The sequence below is a fragment of the Thiorhodococcus minor genome (assembly GCF_010820565.1).
Taxonomy (GTDB): Bacteria; Pseudomonadota; Gammaproteobacteria; order Chromatiales; family Chromatiaceae; genus Thiorhodococcus; species Thiorhodococcus minor.
The window spans coordinates 51,454-68,145 of the sequence record NZ_JAAIJQ010000016.1 but is presented as its reverse complement, the minus strand read 5'-3'; the positions used below and the strand labels follow the sequence as shown (position 1 = coordinate 68,145).

Genomic DNA, 16,692 nt, shown 5'->3' with positions numbered 1-16,692 from the left:
GGATCCGCACTGCCGCAGTCTAGGGTGATTCCGAGCCCCGCACTGCGGATTCTGAATGCATCGGTCTGCCGAGTCGGGCTATGGTTTGCCGATCGCAATGCAGAAGCCGGTATCGGTCATTCGATACCACGGCCTCGCCGAATCACAGAGGAGATGTTTCGCCCGTGAAGAATTTTCTGGAGCTGATCAAGAACTGCCTCACCGACATCCGCGAGATCATGCCTTGGGACCTCGAAGAGCGGATGCAGGAGAATCCCGAGCTGCTGATCGTCGACGTGCGCGAGCCCGATGAGTTCGCCGCCATGCACATCGATGGGGCATTGAACGTGCCGCGCGGCATCCTGGAATCCGCCTGCGAGTGGGACTATGAGGAGACGGAGCCGGAGCTGGTCCAGGCGCGCGAGCGTGAGGTGGTGGTGGTTTGCCGCTCGGGCTACCGGAGCGTCTTGGCGGCGCACTCGATGAACGTCTTGGGCTACCAGAATGTGGTTTCGCTCAAGACGGGTCTGCGCGGCTGGAAGGACTACGAGCAGCCGCTGGTCGATGCGGAGGGCAAGTCGGTCGATCTGGATGACGCGGATGTCTACTTCACGCCGCGCCTAAGGCCGGAGCAGATGCGTCCGAGGGCGACCTAGGTCTTGCGGGGCCAGCGACCGATGCCGGCGAGACCTGCGAGACTGGAGATGAAGAGCCAGACGGCGCTTGGAATCGGCACTGCGGCGCCGTCGCCGAGGGGCTCGACCGATCGGCTCGCAAGCGTGATGAGGTTGTCCATGTCCGTGACGAATCTGAGGCTCTGGCCGGCGCTGAAGCGATTCTCTTCACTGAAGGCGAGCGTCAAGGTGTTGTAGAGATCCCCGACGGGGGAGCGGCCGCTGATCGTGATTCGGTCCGAGTAGGTTACAGATAGCCCCTCGTAGTCACCTTCCAGCTCGAACGCTCCGCCTAGCTCGGAGCCTCGCGTTCCGGTCCCGCGCGACTGGATATCGAAGACCGAGCTGCCTGGTCCTGCGTTGAGGACCAGCTTGGCGATCGCGCTTGGCGTATCTGTCGAGTCGGAGCTCGACCCGTCCATGCTGAGCGTCCATGCGGAGCGAAAGGTATCGCCGGACTGAATCAACGACCAGCCGGAGCCTATGACGCCACCGGATGCCCCACTGTTGGCGACCCAGCTCATGGTTTCCGATTCCCCGTCGGAGAAGACGGCCATCACCTCGAGACCTGCGATCATGCCGCCTCTCGTCCTGAATTCCGTGATCGCAGCGGCCTCGGAGGTCACCCCGTCCTGATAGGTGATCGAGAGGGCGAGTGCCTTGCCGGCAAAGCCGGGCGAGAAGGCCAGCATCGCGATCATCAGTGCTAGTAATCTGGTGCTCATTCGCATCGTCCATTCGTTGGCTGCCCAAACGCCTTTGGTCGCAGCGTACCGAGCTGGACCATCTATGTGTGTAGTCATCCCGCGGATCGGTCGGGGAGCCGTCGGTAGCGACTCGGGCGGCGGGCGCTGGCTGGTGATCTTATCAGTAGGTTATGCACCTCGCGTGCCTTCGTCGACGGATAGGCTGGGCTCAGTGGCGGAGCTTGTGAGGGGCTTGCTCAATTGCTTGCCTTAAGTCCCCGGAAAATCGAGCGCAGAGACAGTGGTGGTTAGGCTCCTTCCGGTGCTCCGCCATTTCGTTCGCGGTGCTTGCCCTCGTCACTCGTAGGAAAGATCATACCGTTGATCGGTCTCGAAAAATGTGCTGTCACGCAGGAGTTTCGCACTTTCGTGGAGGGGTGACGTCGCAAGTTTGTGACGCTGCGGGGGCCGGATTTTCCAGGAAGACTGATCTCGGTTTTTGCGGTTCGTGTACGGCTCGGGTGGATACAGTGCTTGACGGCGATAGCGCCACTGGGGAAAGACGAGCGGCGGGGTTATCTAGACGATCGGCTCGCGATACCAGGCGTCCTCCCGATGGGCGAGCGCCTCGGCGGCGTTCTCATGCCATTCGGCAAGCACGTGGCGATGCGCTGTCTTGCCGCCGAGATCCATGCTGTGATCGCCGGGTCTGTGCGTATGGCCATGGATCAGGCGGGTTGCGTCATAGCGACTCAGGTAGCGGGTGACGGTGTCCTCGTTGGCATCCATGATGACCTGGGACTTTTCCGAGGTCGCCGCGCCGCTCTTGCGTCTGTAGTTGGCCGCGATGGCTCGGCGGCTGGCGAGCGATTTGCGACGGAAGAGCCAGATCACCAGGGGATTGCGGATGCGGCGCCGGAAGCGCTGATAGGGGATGTCGTCGGTACAGAGCAGATCGCCGTGCATCAGCAGAATGCGCTCTTGGCCGAGTTGGAGCACTGCGGGATCCTTCAGCAGCTGGCAGCCGGTATCGCTGCAAAAGCCCCGGCCGATGAGGAAATCCCGGTTGCCATGCATGAGCGCGCAGCGCGTCCCGGCCGCGACGAGCTCGCGGAGCGCGGCGCGGATCTCGACATAGGTGGGCGCGTCGTCATCGTCGCCGATCCAGGTCTCGAAGAGATCGCCCAGGATGAAGAGCCGCTCCGCCTCGCGTGCGCGTCCGCCGAGGAATCCCAACAAGAGCGCAATGGTGGCGGGGCGCTCTGGTGCGAGGTGGAGGTCCGAGATGAAGAGGGACTCTCTCGAATCGCGCGTCATGGCCGCTCCCCGGTCAGGTAGGCGCGTCCGCTGACCGCGCCTGCCATTGGCCAGATCGCCGCCCTGGCCGGCGTCACGATCGGCCGCGACCCTCGGTCGCGGTTAGGCCTCACCTGCGTCCAGCCAGCCCTGCAGCGCCTCGACCAAGGCCTGCGCCTGCGATCGGCTGGAGATGTTGAACTTGGATTGCTGGCGATACTCGCCACTGCGTTTCTGGTAGCGGCGGATGGTGTAGCGCTCCGGGCCATATTCGCCCTTGGCGCGATCCCAGTCTTGGTAGCGGAAGATGATGGTCGTCCAGCTTCCCTTCGACAGGATGACCTTGTCCAGCTCCTTGGTGGTGTCGATTCCATCTTCGGTGTAGGTCACGGTCAGATCTTCGATCCGTTCCGTCATTGCGGCTTCCTCTGTGTCTCGGGTGATAATGCGGCTTCGGATGGGCGAGCTGCGGCGCCGTTGCGCTCGAGCAGCGCGACGATGTCCTGGCTGTCGCCGCGCGACTGCCTCGCCCGCCCCAGGGCCAGCGTCAGGGGACGCTGGCCGGAGCCGTCGGGCTGGTTGACGTCTGCTCCAAGTGCGATAAGGCGCGCCACCGTCTTCAGGTGGCCGCTTGCGATGGCGAGGTGCATCAGGGTATTCCCGGCATCGTCGACTTGCGACAGGCTCGCGCCAAGGCGCAGCAGGAGCTCGAAGCTGTCGCGGTCGGAGACGCCGGCGCGGACCAGCTCGGCGAGCATGGCTTGGGGATCGATGCGGGCACCTTCGTTGACGAGCATCTGGGCCACCTGGGTCTTGCCGTTGCCCAAGGCGACGCGCAGCGCGGTCTGGCCGGCCGCGTTCGAGGCCCCGAGCGCGGCGCCGTGCTCGACCAGGGCGCGCGCGATTCTAACGCGGCCGTCGTGCGCGGCGACATGCAGCGGATAATTGCCGTCGACGTCCGCTCGGTTGATGTCGGTCTCCCAGTAGAGATGTCGCTTCACCTGGTCCAGGTCGCCCGTATGCACGGCAAGATACAGGCTCAAGGTCGGCGGCTCGGGCTCGGTGCAGCCGACGAGAAGGCTCGCGAGCGCGATGACGAGAGCCATCAGTGAGCGATTGACGATCAATATGCGACTAACGATCAGTGAGCGATACATGCACATCAGCCATTTGCAGCGAGCTCCCCAAAGGCTGGCGATGGTAAGTCTGTGGCTTGCAGCCCCGCAACCCGGCATGCTCGGCCCAGTGCGAATGGGCGACCCATCTCCTGTTAGCGCCATTGTGGACAACCTGGGTTGCGCCGCGCCTCGGCCCGGGCGTCCTTGCGGCAGGCTGCGGCGCACATGATCGGGAAGCTGGCGCTCACCCTTCTGGTGCTGCTGGGCGCCTATGCCGTGCTGCGCGCGCGCTGGCGCTCCGAGCATGCGGTGCCTGCCTCGGGAGAGGCGCCGCGTCCGCTCCTGCCGCGCGGGGCGGTGCGTGTGGCGGCGGCCGTGGTCATTGGCATCATGGTCGGGGGCAGCGCCTTGGCCATTCTCGACGGCTGGCTGGAGAGGCGCGAGGTCGTGCAGGTGCAGGTCGTGAACGCCAACACCGGGGCGGTGAGCACCTACCGCGCTCACCGTGGCGACGTCGGGGGGCGGCAGATCAGGACGCTGGACGGCCGCGAGATCCGCCTTGCCGATGTCGAGCGCATGATCGTGCTGCCGGCGGACAAGACCGCGACGCCCTGATGCCCCTTGCTCCGGAAAGCGCTGCCAGCCTCCAGCGACCGGCTTTTTCGGATCAGTCACCTGGTCGTCACCGCTTGCCCGCCAAAGCTCGCCCAAGGGGTGGAGGCTTCGATCGGCCAAGACCCCGGCAAACCAACAACTGGATGTCGATCGCTGGCGGCTGACCGCGTTACTGCTTTCGCGCGCCATAGATCTCGCCGCCTTGCCCTGCATAGTCCCGAAGCACCGCAACGGCCTCGTCTCGCAAGATGTCTCTGCTGACCGCGATGCCTCGCTGGGCATATCCCTGCGGCCAGTCCGCTGGCTTGTGCCCTTCGTCGAAGCCGATGCCGCGTACGTCCGTGTCGCGCGCGGCGCAGACCAAGCGCTCGACACCCGACCAAGGAATGGCGCCGAGACACATGGCGCAGGGCTCAGCGCTGCTGTAGATCACGCAGCCGCCTGGCACGACCTGGCTGAGATCATAGTATCCGAGCCGCTGCTGGGCGCTGGCGATCGCCACCATCTCCGCATGGGCCATCGAGCAGTGCGAGGCGACGACCAGATTGATGCCGACGGAGATCAGCTCTCCGCTCCGCGCGTCGAACAGGGCTGCGCCGAAGGGGCCGCCGGTTCCGGCGCGGACCTGTGCCCGGGTCAGGTCCAAGACCAGCTGCATTCGTGCCGCGTCCTCGGCGAGCCGCGTCTCACGCTCGCCGAGGAAGCCCTCGACCCACTCTGGGATCATGATCTCGATCTTTCTCACTGTCCGTCCCTCCCCGATGCGCACTTCTCGTGCGCTTGTTTCTGAAGAAATCGGTTCCAGATTGTCGACGCGGATCAATGTGGCGGACGGCTCGGCGTCAGCGACGGTCGAAGCGCGTCCGTGAGCAAGTCTAGGCTCCGTGGGCTCAGGCCATGTCATGGAGCATGACCCCTATCCATGCAAAGGAGGAAGAGATGCGCAAGTCCCTACTCATACCGCTTGCCCTAACCGCGACCCTGGTCTCCGGGCCGACGCTCGCCGACTGGTCGCTCGACCCGAGCCGGTCGGCCGTCACCTATGTGACGATCAAGGCCAAGGATGTGGCCGAGAACAACAGCTTCACCGAGATGCAGGGGGGCATCGACGCGAGTGGGCAGGTCGAGGTCCTGCTGATGCTCGACAGTGTCGAGACCCTGGTGCCGATTCGCAACGAGCGCATGCGGGAGATCCTCTTCAAGACCACCGACTACCAGGAGGCAAGGCTCTCCGCAAAGGTCGACCCCAAGGCGATCACCGACCTCCCGGTGGGTGGAATCGCGCAGATTGCCGCCGAGGGCAACCTGACGCTGCACGGCAAGACGCAGCCCATGACCTTGTCCATTCAGGTCGCGAAGCTTGCCGACGGGAGCCTCATGGCGGCAACCACCAAGCCGTTGTTGGTGGACGCGGCCAAATTCGGTCTGAGCGACGGCGTCGAGAAGCTGCGCGAGATTGCCGGCCTAGACAGCATCAGTGATGCCGTGCCTGTGACCTTCGTCGGCACCTTCGTGCCCGCGCCATCCGCGGCCGACTGACCCAGGGTGCGTCGGCGGCTCCGCCCGCCGTCCCGGAGACGCTCGTCCGCAAAAGGGCGGGCGACCTCGCGCCAGCGCCTCCCTAGCCGGTCATTCGTGGCCCTTCCTGCGGGCATCCTCGGACCAAAGGCGGTATTATTCCGTCTTCGGCATCTGTGCAGCCACAAGGTGGTGCGCACAGGTGGAGGGTCCACCAAGGCTCGGGAATCGACTTGGCTCAAGCATCGAAGGCTATCCGCATGCGTGGCGCACCCCTAGGCACCTGCCTATCGAATCGCTCGCGTCATGCACTGACGACCAGAGCGATCCGCTCGACGTCGCTTGCCAGCGTCGGCGTTGGCCGACGTCTTGCCGATGTCTTGCGGGGGTGTCCGTGACTTCCAAGGCTAGCGACGTCCTGCGCTACTGCCCGAGCCTCCCCTCGTTGCCAGGGGTCGCTGTGCGGATTCTGGAGATGGGCCGAGATCCCGATGTGAATATCGGGGCACTGGCCGGGCTGCTGGCGAAGGACCCCGCGCTCTCCAGCCGCATGCTGCGCCTCTGCAATTCCCCGCTCTATGCCAAACGCAGGACGACGACCAATCTCCATCAGGCCGTGATGCTGCTTGGTCTCAACACCACCATGACGATGGCGCTGAGCTTCACGCTGTCGGATCTCTTCAGCGTGGCCAAGGCTCAGAAGAGCGCGCTCGAGCGCGTGTGGAAGCGCGCGATCGTCTCCGCGCTGGCATCGCGCCGTGTCGGCGAGCGTGCCGGGCTCGGGTCGCTCGACGAGCTCTATCTCGCCGGTCTGCTGCAGGACCTCGGGATCCTGGCCCTGCATGCGGCCGTGCCGGACCGCTACGTCCCCCTGCTCGAGCAGTACGAGGATCATGCGCGTTTCGCCAGTCTCGAGCGCGACGTGCTCGGCTATGATCACGGCGAGGCCGGTACCTGGCTGATGCGGCATTGGGGAGTGCCCGAGCGTCTCGCCATGACGGCGATGGCGGTGCACCGCTTGGACGTCGATGATCTCGACGACGAGCAGAAGCAGCTCGTCTATCCGGTCGCCATCGGCGGCTGGCTGGCTGACTTCATCCTCTCCGATGGGACGGTCGAGCCCATGGAATCCGCGGCCGAATCCGCGAGCACCTGGCTCGGACTCGCGCCGGACGGCATGGCGTCCTTGGTCGAGGAGATCCTGTCCGACCTGCCCGAGGTCGCGGCACTCTTCGAAATGGAGGTCGTCTCTCAGGCCATGGCGTTCGGCTTGGTGGATCAGGCGCGCGAGCTCCTGGCGACGCGCAATCTGCGGCTCATCCAGCAGGCCTCCGAGCACCACCAGCGCTTTATCGAGATGGAGCAGGCGGCCGACCTGCTCCAGAAGGCGGCTATCCACGATGCCTTGACCGGGCTGCACAACCGCCGCCATTTCGATCAGATCCTAGATGTCGAGTTCGCTCTCGCCATCGATAACGCCTGGCCCCTGACCCTGGGGTTCATCGATCTGGATCACTTCAAGCAGGTCAACGACACCCAGGGGCATGTGGTCGGCGATGCCGTGCTGGTCAAGGTCGCGGGGGTCTTGAAGAAGAACCTGCGTGAGCGCGATTACATCATGCGCTATGGCGGCGAGGAATTCGTCGTCCTGCTGCCGGGACACGGACTCGAGGCCGCGCTCAAGGTCTTCGAGCGGCTCAGGACAGCCGTCGAGGAGACGCTGCATGTCGGAGAGTCCGGCGGGCGCTTCCGGATCACCACCTCGATCGGCATTGCCGCGCACATGGACGGCGAGCATCGCTTCGAGGATCCGATCGATCTCGTGCGTGCCGCCGATCGCGCTCTCTACGACGCCAAGCGCTCCGGGCGCAATCGGATCGTCGTGTCGACGCAGCCTCCCTCCAGCTAGTCTCGCAGAAGAGGCGTCGGATCGGAGCGGCCGCTCGCTCCCTGGGAGCGGCACCCCGCCGCGACTGGAGGGATAGGGCCGGGCGCGTCGCTCCCAAGCGATGCCCGCCTGTCGTGCGAAGACGCTCGGAAACCGCCCGGAGCCGCGCTAGGGCTTAGGCGGCTTGCGGGCGCCGCCAGGTGTAGACGGCGGTGACGGCGTAGTTCCAGACCGCGCCCACGAGAATGCCCGCCAAGGCCGATAGGAGCCAGCCCGAGTGGCCTTCCTGGAAGAGATAGTTGGCAATGCCGACGTTGGCCAGTGCGCCGACGCTGCAGGTCGCCACGAAGCTCAGCCAGCCCCAGAGCAGCTGCACCCCGCGCAGCCGCATGTCGCGATAGGTCAGGGTGTTGTTGAGGAAGAAGTTGCTGGTCATGGCGACCAGGGTCGCCGCGCTCTGACTGAGCAGGAAGGCGCCGCTGCCGAGCCATTGCAGCATGGGCCAAAGCACGGCCAGGTGCACGAAGACACCCAGTCCGCCGATGATGGAGAAGGCGATGAAGCGTACCGGGATGAGTGGGCCGATCGTCTTCTGGGTGAGCATCAGCAGATATTCCCAGAGGACGGCGTTGTCCAGCTTGCTGCTGCCGGCGTGACGCTGGCGGAAGGTGAAGGGGAGCTCGCGGAAGCGCAGCGGACGCTCGGCGGCGGAGAAGATATCCAGTAGGATCTTGAAGCCGACGCCGGTGAGCTGGTGCACGCATGCGTGGATGACGCTGGCGCGCACCATGAAGAAGCCGCTCATGGGGTCCTGCAGCTCGACACGGATGAGGCGCTGGCCGATGCGGGTTGCGAGCCTGCTCATGGATTGGCGCCGCGCACTCCAGTCGCCCACGCCGCCGCCCGCGACATAGCGGCTGCCGACGACGACTTCCAGGTCGTCCTCTTTGATGACCCTGAGCATCTGCGGCAGCAGTGTTTCGTCGTGCTGCAGGTCGCCGTCCATGACGGCCAGGTAGGGTGCGGAAGTCGCCAGCATGCCCTCGATGCACGCGGAGGAGAGGCCGCGTCGCCCGACGCGCCGGATGACGCGAATGCGCGGGTCCTGACGTGAGAGCGCGCGCGCGCGCTCTGCGGTGCCGTCGGGCGAGTCGTCGTCGACGAAGATCAGCTCCCAGGCAACGCCTTCCAGTGTGGTCGCGACCAGGCGCGCGAGCTCCTCGACCGATCCGGCCTCGTTGTAGGTCGGGACGATGATGGCGAGCTCGGGGGGATGGCAGTTGAGTGAGTGGGCGGCTGCTTCGGTCATCGATGGCGTCTGGTCAGGCGCTTGAGGTCGCGCGTCTGTTGGAAGGAGGCGCATTCTAACCCGTTCGCTAGGTCCGCGTGGCTGTTGGGGGTGCGCCCATGGCAGTCACTCTGGACGCGGCGAAGCGAGCCGCTGCCTCCCGCTTTGGTAGCACAGTATGGGGATCCGTCGAGCCAGACGCATGACTTCAGCTTCTAGCTATTCCACTGTTTCAAGCTCTTCCACTGTTTCACGCTATTGCACAGATTCGAGCCCTTCCACCGAGAATCGCTCGCCCTGGGGTCTGATCCTGCTCCTGATCGCCGCGATGACGCTCTGGCGTCTCGTCGTTGCCGGCTTCCTGCCTGTCACCCAGGACGAGGCCTACTACTTCGACTGGGCGCGCAGTCTCGCCTGGGGCTATTTCGACCACCCGCCGGGTGTCGCCCTGCTCGGTGTCGGTGGGCTCTTGGAGCCCGGCTCGGCCTTGATGGCGCGGCTTGGTGGTGTCCTCGCCGGCATGCTCACCTTGCTGATCCTCGCCAGGCTCTATGTCAATTCCGGTCTCGGGCAGGGCGGGGTTGTGGCGCTCGCCTTGGCGCTCGCCTTCGGTACCTTGCCGGGCCTTGCCGGCGGGGTCATCCTGACCCCGGACAGCGCGCTCGCCCTGGCCTGGGCGCTGGCCTTGCACGAGGCCGAGCGGGCGCTGGCCGTCGACCGGCGTCGCTGGATCACCGCGGGCGTCGCGGTTGGTCTCGGGCTACTCGGCAAGTACACCATGGTGCTCATCGGCCCGGTCTTCCTCTGGGCCATTCTGTGGGCTGACTGGCGGGCGCTGCGAACGCCCTGGCCCTATCTGGGCGGTCTGGCCGCGTTGCTGGTTTTCTCGCCCAACCTGGTGTGGAATGCCCAGCACGATTGGGTAAGCCTGGGATTCCAGTTCGGTCATGGCTTCTCGACCGAGGCACCTGGCTTCGTCGCCCCGGAGGCCGGCGCCATCGATCACGCCGGGCCGCAGTCCGCTGCCGAGCGCCTGTGGAGCCTGGCGGGCTACGCGGGGACTCAGCTCGGGCTCTGGGGGGGCATCCTGGTCGCTTTGCTTGCGCCCTTATGGTCTCGGTCTGGCGCGATCAAGGCGACCTCGGCCGATGCCAAGCCGCTCCTGACGCGTCCGGCGCGCGCGCTCCTGATCGCCGCGGCTGCCTTTCCCCTGATCTTCTTCGCCCTGGTGTCCTGGGGCAGCGAGGTCGAGGCCAACTGGCCCGCCATGTATCTCATGGCCGCGGCACCCCTGGTGGCCCTGTGGCTGCACCCGGTCCGCGCTTGGGCGGCAGCGGGCGTCGGCGTCAATCTCCTGCTCGTCAGCCTCTATGCCTTCCACGCCGCGACGGATGCGCTGCCTCTTCCGGACAGTCAGAACCGCATCCTGCGCGAGACCCATGGTTTCGAGGCGCTCGCGCGGATCGCTGCAGGTCTGGACGCGCCCGTCTATGCAGACCGCTACCAGACGACGGCCATGCTGAGGTTCTACCAGCCGGATCTCGAGACGTCGCAATGGCCTGGTCTGACACGGCCCTCGGAATATCTGAGGGGGCGGATCGCGCCGCGCGTGGCTCCGAAGGCGGTGACGACGCCATTCTGGCTGGTGACCCGCTTCGGGGCCCCGCCGGAGATTCCCGGTTTTCTGCCCCAGCGGCAGCGGTTGCTCTTCGACTGCCCGAGGGCGCCATTGACGGAGGGGGCAGAGCCGCCTTGCCGACGCCCGCTGCACAGCTGGCGGCTCTACCTTTACCTGCCTGAGTGAATCCTTGGGCGCTCAGCTCGGATCCTCTTCGAGATAGGAGGTGTCGATCCGAGGCATGGCATCGAGCGTGCGATGCACCGGGCAGCGCTCGGCGATCTCCAGCAGCCGCCTGCGCTCGGCGGCGCTGAGATTGCCGTGTATGTTGATGCGCTGGACGATGCGGTCGACCTTGGCGACCTTCTCTTCGCAGGCACTGCAATCCTGGGCATAGTCGCGCTCGTGCCGGAGCAGGACCTCGACATCGTCCAGGTCCATGCCCTTGCGCTTGGCATACATGCGCAGCGTCATGGAGGTGCAGGCGCCCAGCGCCATGAGGAGCAGGTCGTAGGGTGAAGGGCCGAGGTCCGAGCCGCCGACCGACTTGGGCTCGTCGGCCAGCCACTGGTGCCTCTCGGTGTAGAGGCCGCGCAGGAAGTTGGTGTCGATCTCCGTGACCAGCACCTCGCCCGGCGCCACCTTGGGTGCGGTGCCCGTGCTCGGCTCGAAGGCGTGCTTGCCGAGCCCCAGGTAGCGGCTGGCCCAGGCGACCAGGGTCTCGGCGACATACTCGGCGTCTTCACGGTTGCTGAGCATGTGGTCGGCGTTGTCGAGCGAGATGAAGCTCTTGGGGTGGCGCGCCGCCTGGTAGATCTTGGCCGCTTCCTCGATGTCGACGATGGTGTCCAGCGGCGAGTGGAAGACCAGAAGGGCACGGTTCAGATGACGGATGTGGTCGGCATCGCCGTATTGGGCCAAGTCATCGAGCAACTGCTTCTTGATGCGGAAACGGCGCAGGCCGATGGTGATGTCGGCCTCCCCCGTCTCCTCCAGCTGACCGCGTGCCCCACTCAGCAGGTGCTGGACATGCGAGGCGGTGGCCGGTGCGGCGATGGTGACGACGGCCTCGACCGAGGGGAGCTGGGGTGCCGCGGCCAGCACGGCGGCGCCGCCCAGGCTGTGCCCGATCAGCAGGGCCGGTGCCTCGAAGTCCTGCTCGAGCTTGCGCGCGGCGGCCAGCAGGTCCTGGACGTTGGATGAGAAATTGGTGTTCGCGAAGTCGCCGTCGCTGTTTCCCAGGCCGGTGAAATCGAAGCGGAGCGAGGCGATGCCGCGCGCCGCCAGCGCGCGGCTGATGCGGCTTGCGGCCGCCACATCCTTGCTGCAGGTGAAGCAGTGGGCGAAGAGGGCATAGCGGGCGATGGGGACGCGATCCGGCGGCGTCTCCAAGAGACCGACGAGGGTCTCGCCCTCGGAATTGGGGAATTCGAGCTTGGTGCGTGACATTCCTAAGGCAATCCGTTCAGCGTTGCATCCAGGCTGGGTTGTGACCGGTGTGGTGGCAATCAAGCGGCGCCAGGCGTGCCTTGCGTCGCCTGCGGCCTCTCATGCTGCGGCGCAATATAACGCAGAGGCCGCAAGGGTGCGAACTGGATCGCCGATAAAGCTCAATATAATCATTGAATTATATTCTGCGCCGCAGCCTTTCCCGAGCGCGGTCGGCGTGGATGCGGGGGCGGGGACCTCCTCGACGCCATCGCCCTTGTGACACCATCGCCTCCGCGACAAGGGTGTCGCGCCCATGGCAAAGTGATCGCATGACCCCTCAAGCCCGTCCGCTCAGCGCCCGCATCCATCTGGATGCCATCCTGCACAACTACCGTCTCGCGAAACGCGCTGCCCCCGCGGCGCGTGCCCTGGCCATCATCAAGGCCAACGCCTATGGGCATGGTGCCGTGCGGGTCGGCCAGGCATTGGCGCCGGAGGCCGACGGCTTCGCGGTCGCCTGTGTCGCGGAGGCCCTGGAGCTGCGCGAATCGGGGATCCGCAATCGCGTCTTGCTCTTGGAAGGGGCCTTCTCGCCGGACGAGATCGTCCTGGCGGACCGCGCCGGGCTTGCGCTGGTGGTGCATTGCCAGCAGCAGCTGGATTGGGTGCTGGCCGCGCGTCCGGAGAGACCGCTGGAATGCTGGATCAAGATCGACTCGGGCATGCATCGGGTTGGCTTTGCGCCAGGGGATTTCCGCGCCGCCCATGCACGCTTGCGCGGCTGCCCGCACGTGGCGGCGGTGCATGCCATGACCCATTTCGCCCGTGCGGATGAGCCGCGGCATCCCTACACGGCAAATCAGGTCGAGGTCTTCGACGGGGCCTTGCAGGGACTCCAACTGCCGTGCAGCCTCGCCAACTCCGCCGCCATTCTGGCGTGGCCGCAGACCCATCGCGATTGGGTCCGTCCCGGCATCATGCTCTACGGGGCCTCGCCCTTCGCGGAGGCCGTGGCACGGGCGGCAGGGCTCCGGCCGGCGATGACCTTGGAGTCGGCGCTCATCTCGATCCGCGACCTCGCCCCCGGCGAGCCGGTCGGCTACGGCGGCCGCTTCGTCTGCGATCGGCCGATGCGGGTCGGCGTGGTGGCCGTCGGCTACGCGGACGGCTATCCGCGCCATGCCAAGGATGGGACCCCGGTCGCGGTCAATGGCCAACTGACCCGTGTGATCGGGCGTGTCTCCATGGACATGATCACAGTGGATCTCACTGGGCTCGACAACGCCGGACTGGGCGACAGGGTGGAGCTCTGGGGGCGGCGGGTGGCGGCGGCGGACGTTGCGCGCTGGAGTGACACCATCGCCTACCAGCTCTTCACCAGCATCAGCCGACGCGTGCCTCTGGTCTACGCCTCGGGGTGACGGACGTCGCCGGCGTCGCGCTGCGGGTCCGCTGCGTGGAGGCATGCTCGAATTGGGTCAAGCTCCCCTGGGGTGTTAGCATGGCAGGCTGTTTGATGACGGCTCCGGTGACTGAAGAGAAATGCAAGAATTCGTGCCTGGCCAGCGCTGGCTGAGCGAGACCCAGGCCGAGCTGGGTCTGGGCATTGTCATGTCGACGGATGGCCGTTGCGTGCAGATTGCCTTTCCGGCAACGGGGGAGACGCGGCTCTACGCCATGCGGGATGCGCCCCTCGTGCGCGTCGAGCTCGCGCCTGGCGAGCGCGTCCGCGACCACCGCGGCCGCAGGCTCCTGGTCACCGGGGCGCAGGACGACGGCGGGCTCCTAACCTATGCGTGCGAGGACCTGGACGGTCGGCGCGTGACCCTGCCGGAGGCCGAGCTCGACGACCGGATGCGCTTCAACCGTCCTCAGCAGCGGCTCCTGTCCGGCCGCATCGATCGCGACCATTGGTTCTCCCTGCGCTATCGAACCTGGATGCAGGGCATGCGCGAGGCCAGCTCGCCCGCACTCGGGCTGGTCGGGGCCAGGGTCGCCCTCATCCCCCACCAGCTGCACATTGCCGCCGAGGTGGCTGGCCGAGAGGCGCCTAGAGTCCTGCTGGCCGACGAGGTCGGGCTGGGCAAGACCATCGAGGCCGGGCTCATCCTGCACCGCATGCTGCTGACCGGTCAGGCGCGCCGCGTGCTCATCGTGACGCCGGAGCCGCTGCTGCACCAATGGCTCGTGGAGATGCGGCGGCGCTTCAATCTCAGATTCGCGCTCTACGATCGCGAGCGCTTCGACGCCATCAGCGACGGGAATCCCTTTCAGGACGAGCAGCAGGTGCTCTGCAGCCTGGATCTCATCGCCGCGACCCCAGACGCCGCGCGTGCGGCCCTGGAGGCGCAGTGGGATCTGATGGTGGTCGACGAGGCCCATCACCTGGCCTGGTCCGAGACCGAATCCAGTCTCGAGTACGACCTCATCGAGGCGCTGGCGCAGGAGACGCCCGGTGTCCTGCTGCTGACGGCGACGCCCGAGCAGCTGGGGCGCGCCGGCCATTTCGGGCGCCTCAGGATCCTGGATCCGGACCGTTTCCACGACTACCAGGCATTTCTAGAGGAAGAGGCGCACTATGCGCCGATCGCGGATCTGGCCGCGCGACTGCTCGATGGCGAGTCTCTGAGCGATGCCGACCAGGCTCTGCTGGAATCCCTGCTGGGAGACATCCAGGGCCAGGGGCGTGAAGAAATCATCGCCCATCTGCTCGATCGTCACGGGACGGGGCGGGTGCTCTTCCGCAATACCCGGGCCTCGATTCCAGGCTTCCCGGAGCGCCAGCTCATCCCTCATCCGCTAACCGAGCCCCAGGCCTATCAGGCGCTGTCGGCGGAGTCCTCTCAGCGCCTGACCCCCGAGCGTTGCTTGGGCGGCGATTGGGCCGACGTGGATCCGCGCGTCGATTGGCTGATCCAGCTCCTGAAGGAGCTGCGGCCGGCCAAGGTGCTCCTGATCTGCGCGCACGCGAAGACCGTGCTCGAGCTGCGCGAGGCATTGCTGTGTCGCGCCGGCATCTATGCGGCGGTCTTCCACGAGGGCATGGAGATCGTCGAGCGCGATCGCGCGGCGGCCTACTTCGCCGCCGTGGAGGACGGTAGTCAGCTCCTGCTCTGCTCGGAGATCGGCAGCGAGGGACGCAACTTCCAGTTCGCCCATCATCTGGTACTGTTCGACCTGCCCTTGGACCCAGACCTGCTGGAGCAGCGCATCGGGCGCCTCGATCGCATCGGCCAGACCCAGACCATCCGCATCCATGTGCCTTATTTCTCGGGCGCGGCGAGCGAGACGCTCTTCCGCTGGTATGCCGAGGGTCTCGATGCCTTCGAGCACAGCTGTCCGGCGGCCTCTGCGGTCTTGGCCGAGCTGGGCCCGGTGCTGTTGAGCGCCCTGGATGGGGGGGCGGAGATCGAGTCCCTGATCGCGGACACAGGCGCCCTGACCGAGCGGCTCAACCGCGAGCTGGCAGCCGGGCGCGATCGTCTGCTGGAGATCCACTCCCATCGGGCCAAGGCCGATCTTGCCTTGGTCGACAGCATCGAGGAGATCGATGCGGGGCGTGAGGTCGCCGACTATCTGACTCGGTTCTGGGATGCCTTCGGTGTCGAGCATGAGCCTGGTCCAGGCGGGTCGATCGTGGCGCGGCCCGGCAATCAGATGCTCCAGGAGCACTTCCCCCGGCTGCCCGAGGATGGGCTCACCGCGACCTTCGAGCGCGCCAGCGCACTGGCGCACGAGGATCGCGATCTCCTGACCTGGGAGCACCCCATGGTGCGCGAGGCCATGGAGCTGCTGACCGCCTCTGACCTGGGCACCTCCGGGCTCATCCTCATCAAGGACGGGCGCTTCAAGCGCGCCACCCTCCTGCTGGAGCTGCTCTATGTCGCCGAGTGCCCCGCGCCGCCGGAGCTGCAGGTGGGGCGCTTCCTGCCGCCGACCCTGGTGCGGCTGCTCCTCGACGGCGAGGGCAAGGATTACGCCGAGGAGATCCCTCACGAGGTGATCCGGGGCGATTGTCTGACGCGCAATTTCAAGCTGGCCCGCCAGGTCATCAAGTCCCAGATCCCGCGCCTGACCGAGATGCTGGCGCGTGGCGACGGGCTGGCGCGCGACCGCGTCGAGCAGCTGCAGCGGGACGCGACGGAGCGCATGCAGGCGGTGTTGGCCGAAGAGCTGGAGCGTCTGGTCGCGCTGGCGAAGGTCAATCCCAATGTGCGCCGGGACGAGATCGAGCGCCTGACGGACCGCCGCACGCGGCTCGAGGCCTATCTGGCCAAGACGCACCTGCGCATCGACGCCGCCCGGGTGATGGTGACCACCTGAGCGCGCGTCTGCTCGGCGCCTCTCTCCTCTGGGGCCTGGCCTGGACCTGATGCGAATCGGCGGCAGTCATGCTCGGTAGCTGTTGGCGCGCATCCTCTGCTCCAGGCACCTCGGAGGATCGCGCGCTGAAGGCTCGCTAGCATCCCACTGCCCACTGCCCACTGCCCACTGCCTTTCCCCCCTGACCGAACGCTGACAACGGCCGATAGGCATCGGTCAGTGCCTCGGCACTAATCTACGCCTCGACACGCGGCAATA

14 protein-coding genes are annotated in these 16,692 nt (G+C 66.2%); 7 read left to right on the top strand and 7 right to left on the bottom strand.

Going from position 1 to position 16,692, the window contains the following annotated elements; translation table 11 throughout:
• Nucleotides 1–164 precede the first annotated feature (164 nt).
• Entirely contained in the window at nt 165–635 is a 471-nt protein-coding gene (locus G3446_RS07585; protein ID WP_164452223.1) for a rhodanese-like domain-containing protein, read from the top strand.
• Here G3446_RS07585 and G3446_RS07580 read toward each other — a convergent pair.
• From G3446_RS07580 to G3446_RS07565, 4 genes are all read right to left on the bottom strand, one after another.
• Complete coding sequence (locus tag G3446_RS07580; RefSeq protein ID WP_164452222.1) at nt 632–1,378, bottom strand: hypothetical protein; 747 nt, start codon at nt 1,376–1,378, stop codon at nt 632–634. The two genes, G3446_RS07585 and G3446_RS07580, sit on opposite strands and share 4 nt — an antisense overlap.
• 540 nt (nt 1,379–1,918) lie before the next feature.
• Entirely contained in the window at nt 1,919–2,656 is a 738-nt protein-coding gene (locus G3446_RS07575) for a UDP-2,3-diacylglucosamine diphosphatase (protein ID WP_164452221.1), read from the bottom strand.
• Between the two features lie 102 nt (nt 2,657–2,758).
• Complete coding sequence (locus G3446_RS07570) at nt 2,759–3,052, bottom strand: hypothetical protein (RefSeq protein ID WP_164452220.1); 294 nt, start codon at nt 3,050–3,052, stop codon at nt 2,759–2,761.
• A complete protein-coding gene (locus G3446_RS07565) occupies nt 3,049–3,741 on the bottom strand; it encodes an ankyrin repeat domain-containing protein (RefSeq protein WP_245232365.1) in 693 nt (230 codons plus the stop codon). The genes G3446_RS07570 and G3446_RS07565 overlap by 4 nt, the downstream gene beginning before the upstream one ends.
• A gap of 237 nt (nt 3,742–3,978) precedes the next feature.
• On the opposite strand from G3446_RS07565, the gene G3446_RS07560 reads away from it, so the two are divergent.
• A complete protein-coding gene (locus tag G3446_RS07560; RefSeq protein ID WP_164452218.1) occupies nt 3,979–4,368 on the top strand; it encodes a hypothetical protein in 390 nt (129 codons plus the stop codon).
• 169 nt (nt 4,369–4,537) lie between these two features.
• On the opposite strand, the gene G3446_RS07555 is transcribed toward G3446_RS07560, so the two are convergent.
• Nucleotides 4,538–5,113 (bottom strand): nucleoside deaminase, encoded by a 576-nt coding sequence (locus G3446_RS07555; RefSeq protein ID WP_342450061.1) that lies wholly within the window; start codon nt 5,111–5,113, stop codon nt 4,538–4,540.
• A 194-nt stretch (nt 5,114–5,307) separates the two neighbouring features.
• Here G3446_RS07555 and G3446_RS07550 point away from each other — a divergent pair, with 194 nt between their 5' ends.
• A complete protein-coding gene (locus tag G3446_RS07550) occupies nt 5,308–5,907 on the top strand; it encodes a YceI family protein (RefSeq protein ID WP_164452217.1) in 600 nt (199 codons plus the stop codon).
• 373 nt (nt 5,908–6,280) lie between these two features.
• On the top strand, nt 6,281–7,795 hold the full coding sequence (locus G3446_RS07545) for a diguanylate cyclase (RefSeq protein WP_164452216.1): 1,515 nt from the start codon (nt 6,281–6,283) through the stop codon (nt 7,793–7,795).
• Nucleotides 7,796–7,949: 154 nt separating this feature from the next.
• Here the strand turns inward: G3446_RS07545 and G3446_RS07540 are convergent, their stop codons facing one another.
• Nucleotides 7,950–9,083, bottom strand: coding sequence for a glycosyltransferase (locus tag G3446_RS07540; protein ID WP_164452215.1), 1,134 nt, complete (start codon nt 9,081–9,083; stop codon nt 7,950–7,952).
• Nucleotides 9,084–9,264: 181 nt separating this feature from the next.
• On the opposite strand from G3446_RS07540, the gene G3446_RS07535 reads away from it, so the two are divergent.
• Entirely contained in the window at nt 9,265–10,866 is a 1,602-nt protein-coding gene (locus G3446_RS07535; protein WP_164452214.1) for a glycosyltransferase family 39 protein, read from the top strand.
• A gap of 12 nt (nt 10,867–10,878) precedes the next feature.
• Here G3446_RS07535 and G3446_RS07530 read toward each other — a convergent pair whose 3' ends face one another.
• A complete protein-coding gene (locus G3446_RS07530) occupies nt 10,879–12,129 on the bottom strand; it encodes a bifunctional alpha/beta hydrolase/OsmC family protein (RefSeq protein WP_164452213.1) in 1,251 nt (416 codons plus the stop codon).
• A gap of 311 nt (nt 12,130–12,440) precedes the next feature.
• Here G3446_RS07530 and alr point away from each other — a divergent pair, with 311 nt between their 5' ends.
• A complete protein-coding gene (alr, locus tag G3446_RS07525) occupies nt 12,441–13,532 on the top strand; it encodes an alanine racemase (protein WP_164452212.1) in 1,092 nt (363 codons plus the stop codon).
• A 121-nt stretch (nt 13,533–13,653) separates the two neighbouring features.
• Nucleotides 13,654–16,434: an RNA polymerase-associated protein RapA gene (rapA, locus tag G3446_RS07520; protein WP_164452211.1), complete on the top strand. Its 2,781-nt coding sequence runs from the start codon at nt 13,654–13,656 to the stop codon at nt 16,432–16,434.
• Nucleotides 16,435–16,692 lie beyond the last annotated feature (258 nt).

Excerpts from the sequence above, each read along its gene's own strand:
- G3446_RS07580 (WP_164452222.1), bottom strand. The coding sequence starts at position 1,378 with ATGAGCACCAGATTACTAGCACTGATGATCGCGATGCTGGCCTTCTCG.
- G3446_RS07575 (WP_164452221.1), bottom strand. The coding sequence starts at position 2,656 with ATGACGCGCGATTCGAGAGAGTCCCTCTTCATCTCGGACCTCCACCTC.
- G3446_RS07570 (WP_164452220.1), bottom strand. The coding sequence starts at position 3,052 with ATGACGGAACGGATCGAAGATCTGACCGTGACCTACACCGAAGATGGA.
- G3446_RS07565 (WP_245232365.1), bottom strand. The coding sequence starts at position 3,741 with ATGGCTCTCGTCATCGCGCTCGCGAGCCTTCTCGTCGGCTGCACCGAG.
- G3446_RS07560 (WP_164452218.1), top strand. The coding sequence starts at position 3,979 with ATGATCGGGAAGCTGGCGCTCACCCTTCTGGTGCTGCTGGGCGCCTAT.
- G3446_RS07550 (WP_164452217.1), top strand. The coding sequence starts at position 5,308 with ATGCGCAAGTCCCTACTCATACCGCTTGCCCTAACCGCGACCCTGGTC.
- G3446_RS07540 (WP_164452215.1), bottom strand. The coding sequence starts at position 9,083 with ATGACCGAAGCAGCCGCCCACTCACTCAACTGCCATCCCCCCGAGCTC.
- G3446_RS07535 (WP_164452214.1), top strand. The coding sequence starts at position 9,265 with ATGACTTCAGCTTCTAGCTATTCCACTGTTTCAAGCTCTTCCACTGTT.
- G3446_RS07530 (WP_164452213.1), bottom strand. The coding sequence starts at position 12,129 with ATGTCACGCACCAAGCTCGAATTCCCCAATTCCGAGGGCGAGACCCTC.
- alr (WP_164452212.1), top strand. The coding sequence starts at position 12,441 with ATGACCCCTCAAGCCCGTCCGCTCAGCGCCCGCATCCATCTGGATGCC.
- rapA (WP_164452211.1), top strand. The coding sequence starts at position 13,654 with ATGCAAGAATTCGTGCCTGGCCAGCGCTGGCTGAGCGAGACCCAGGCC.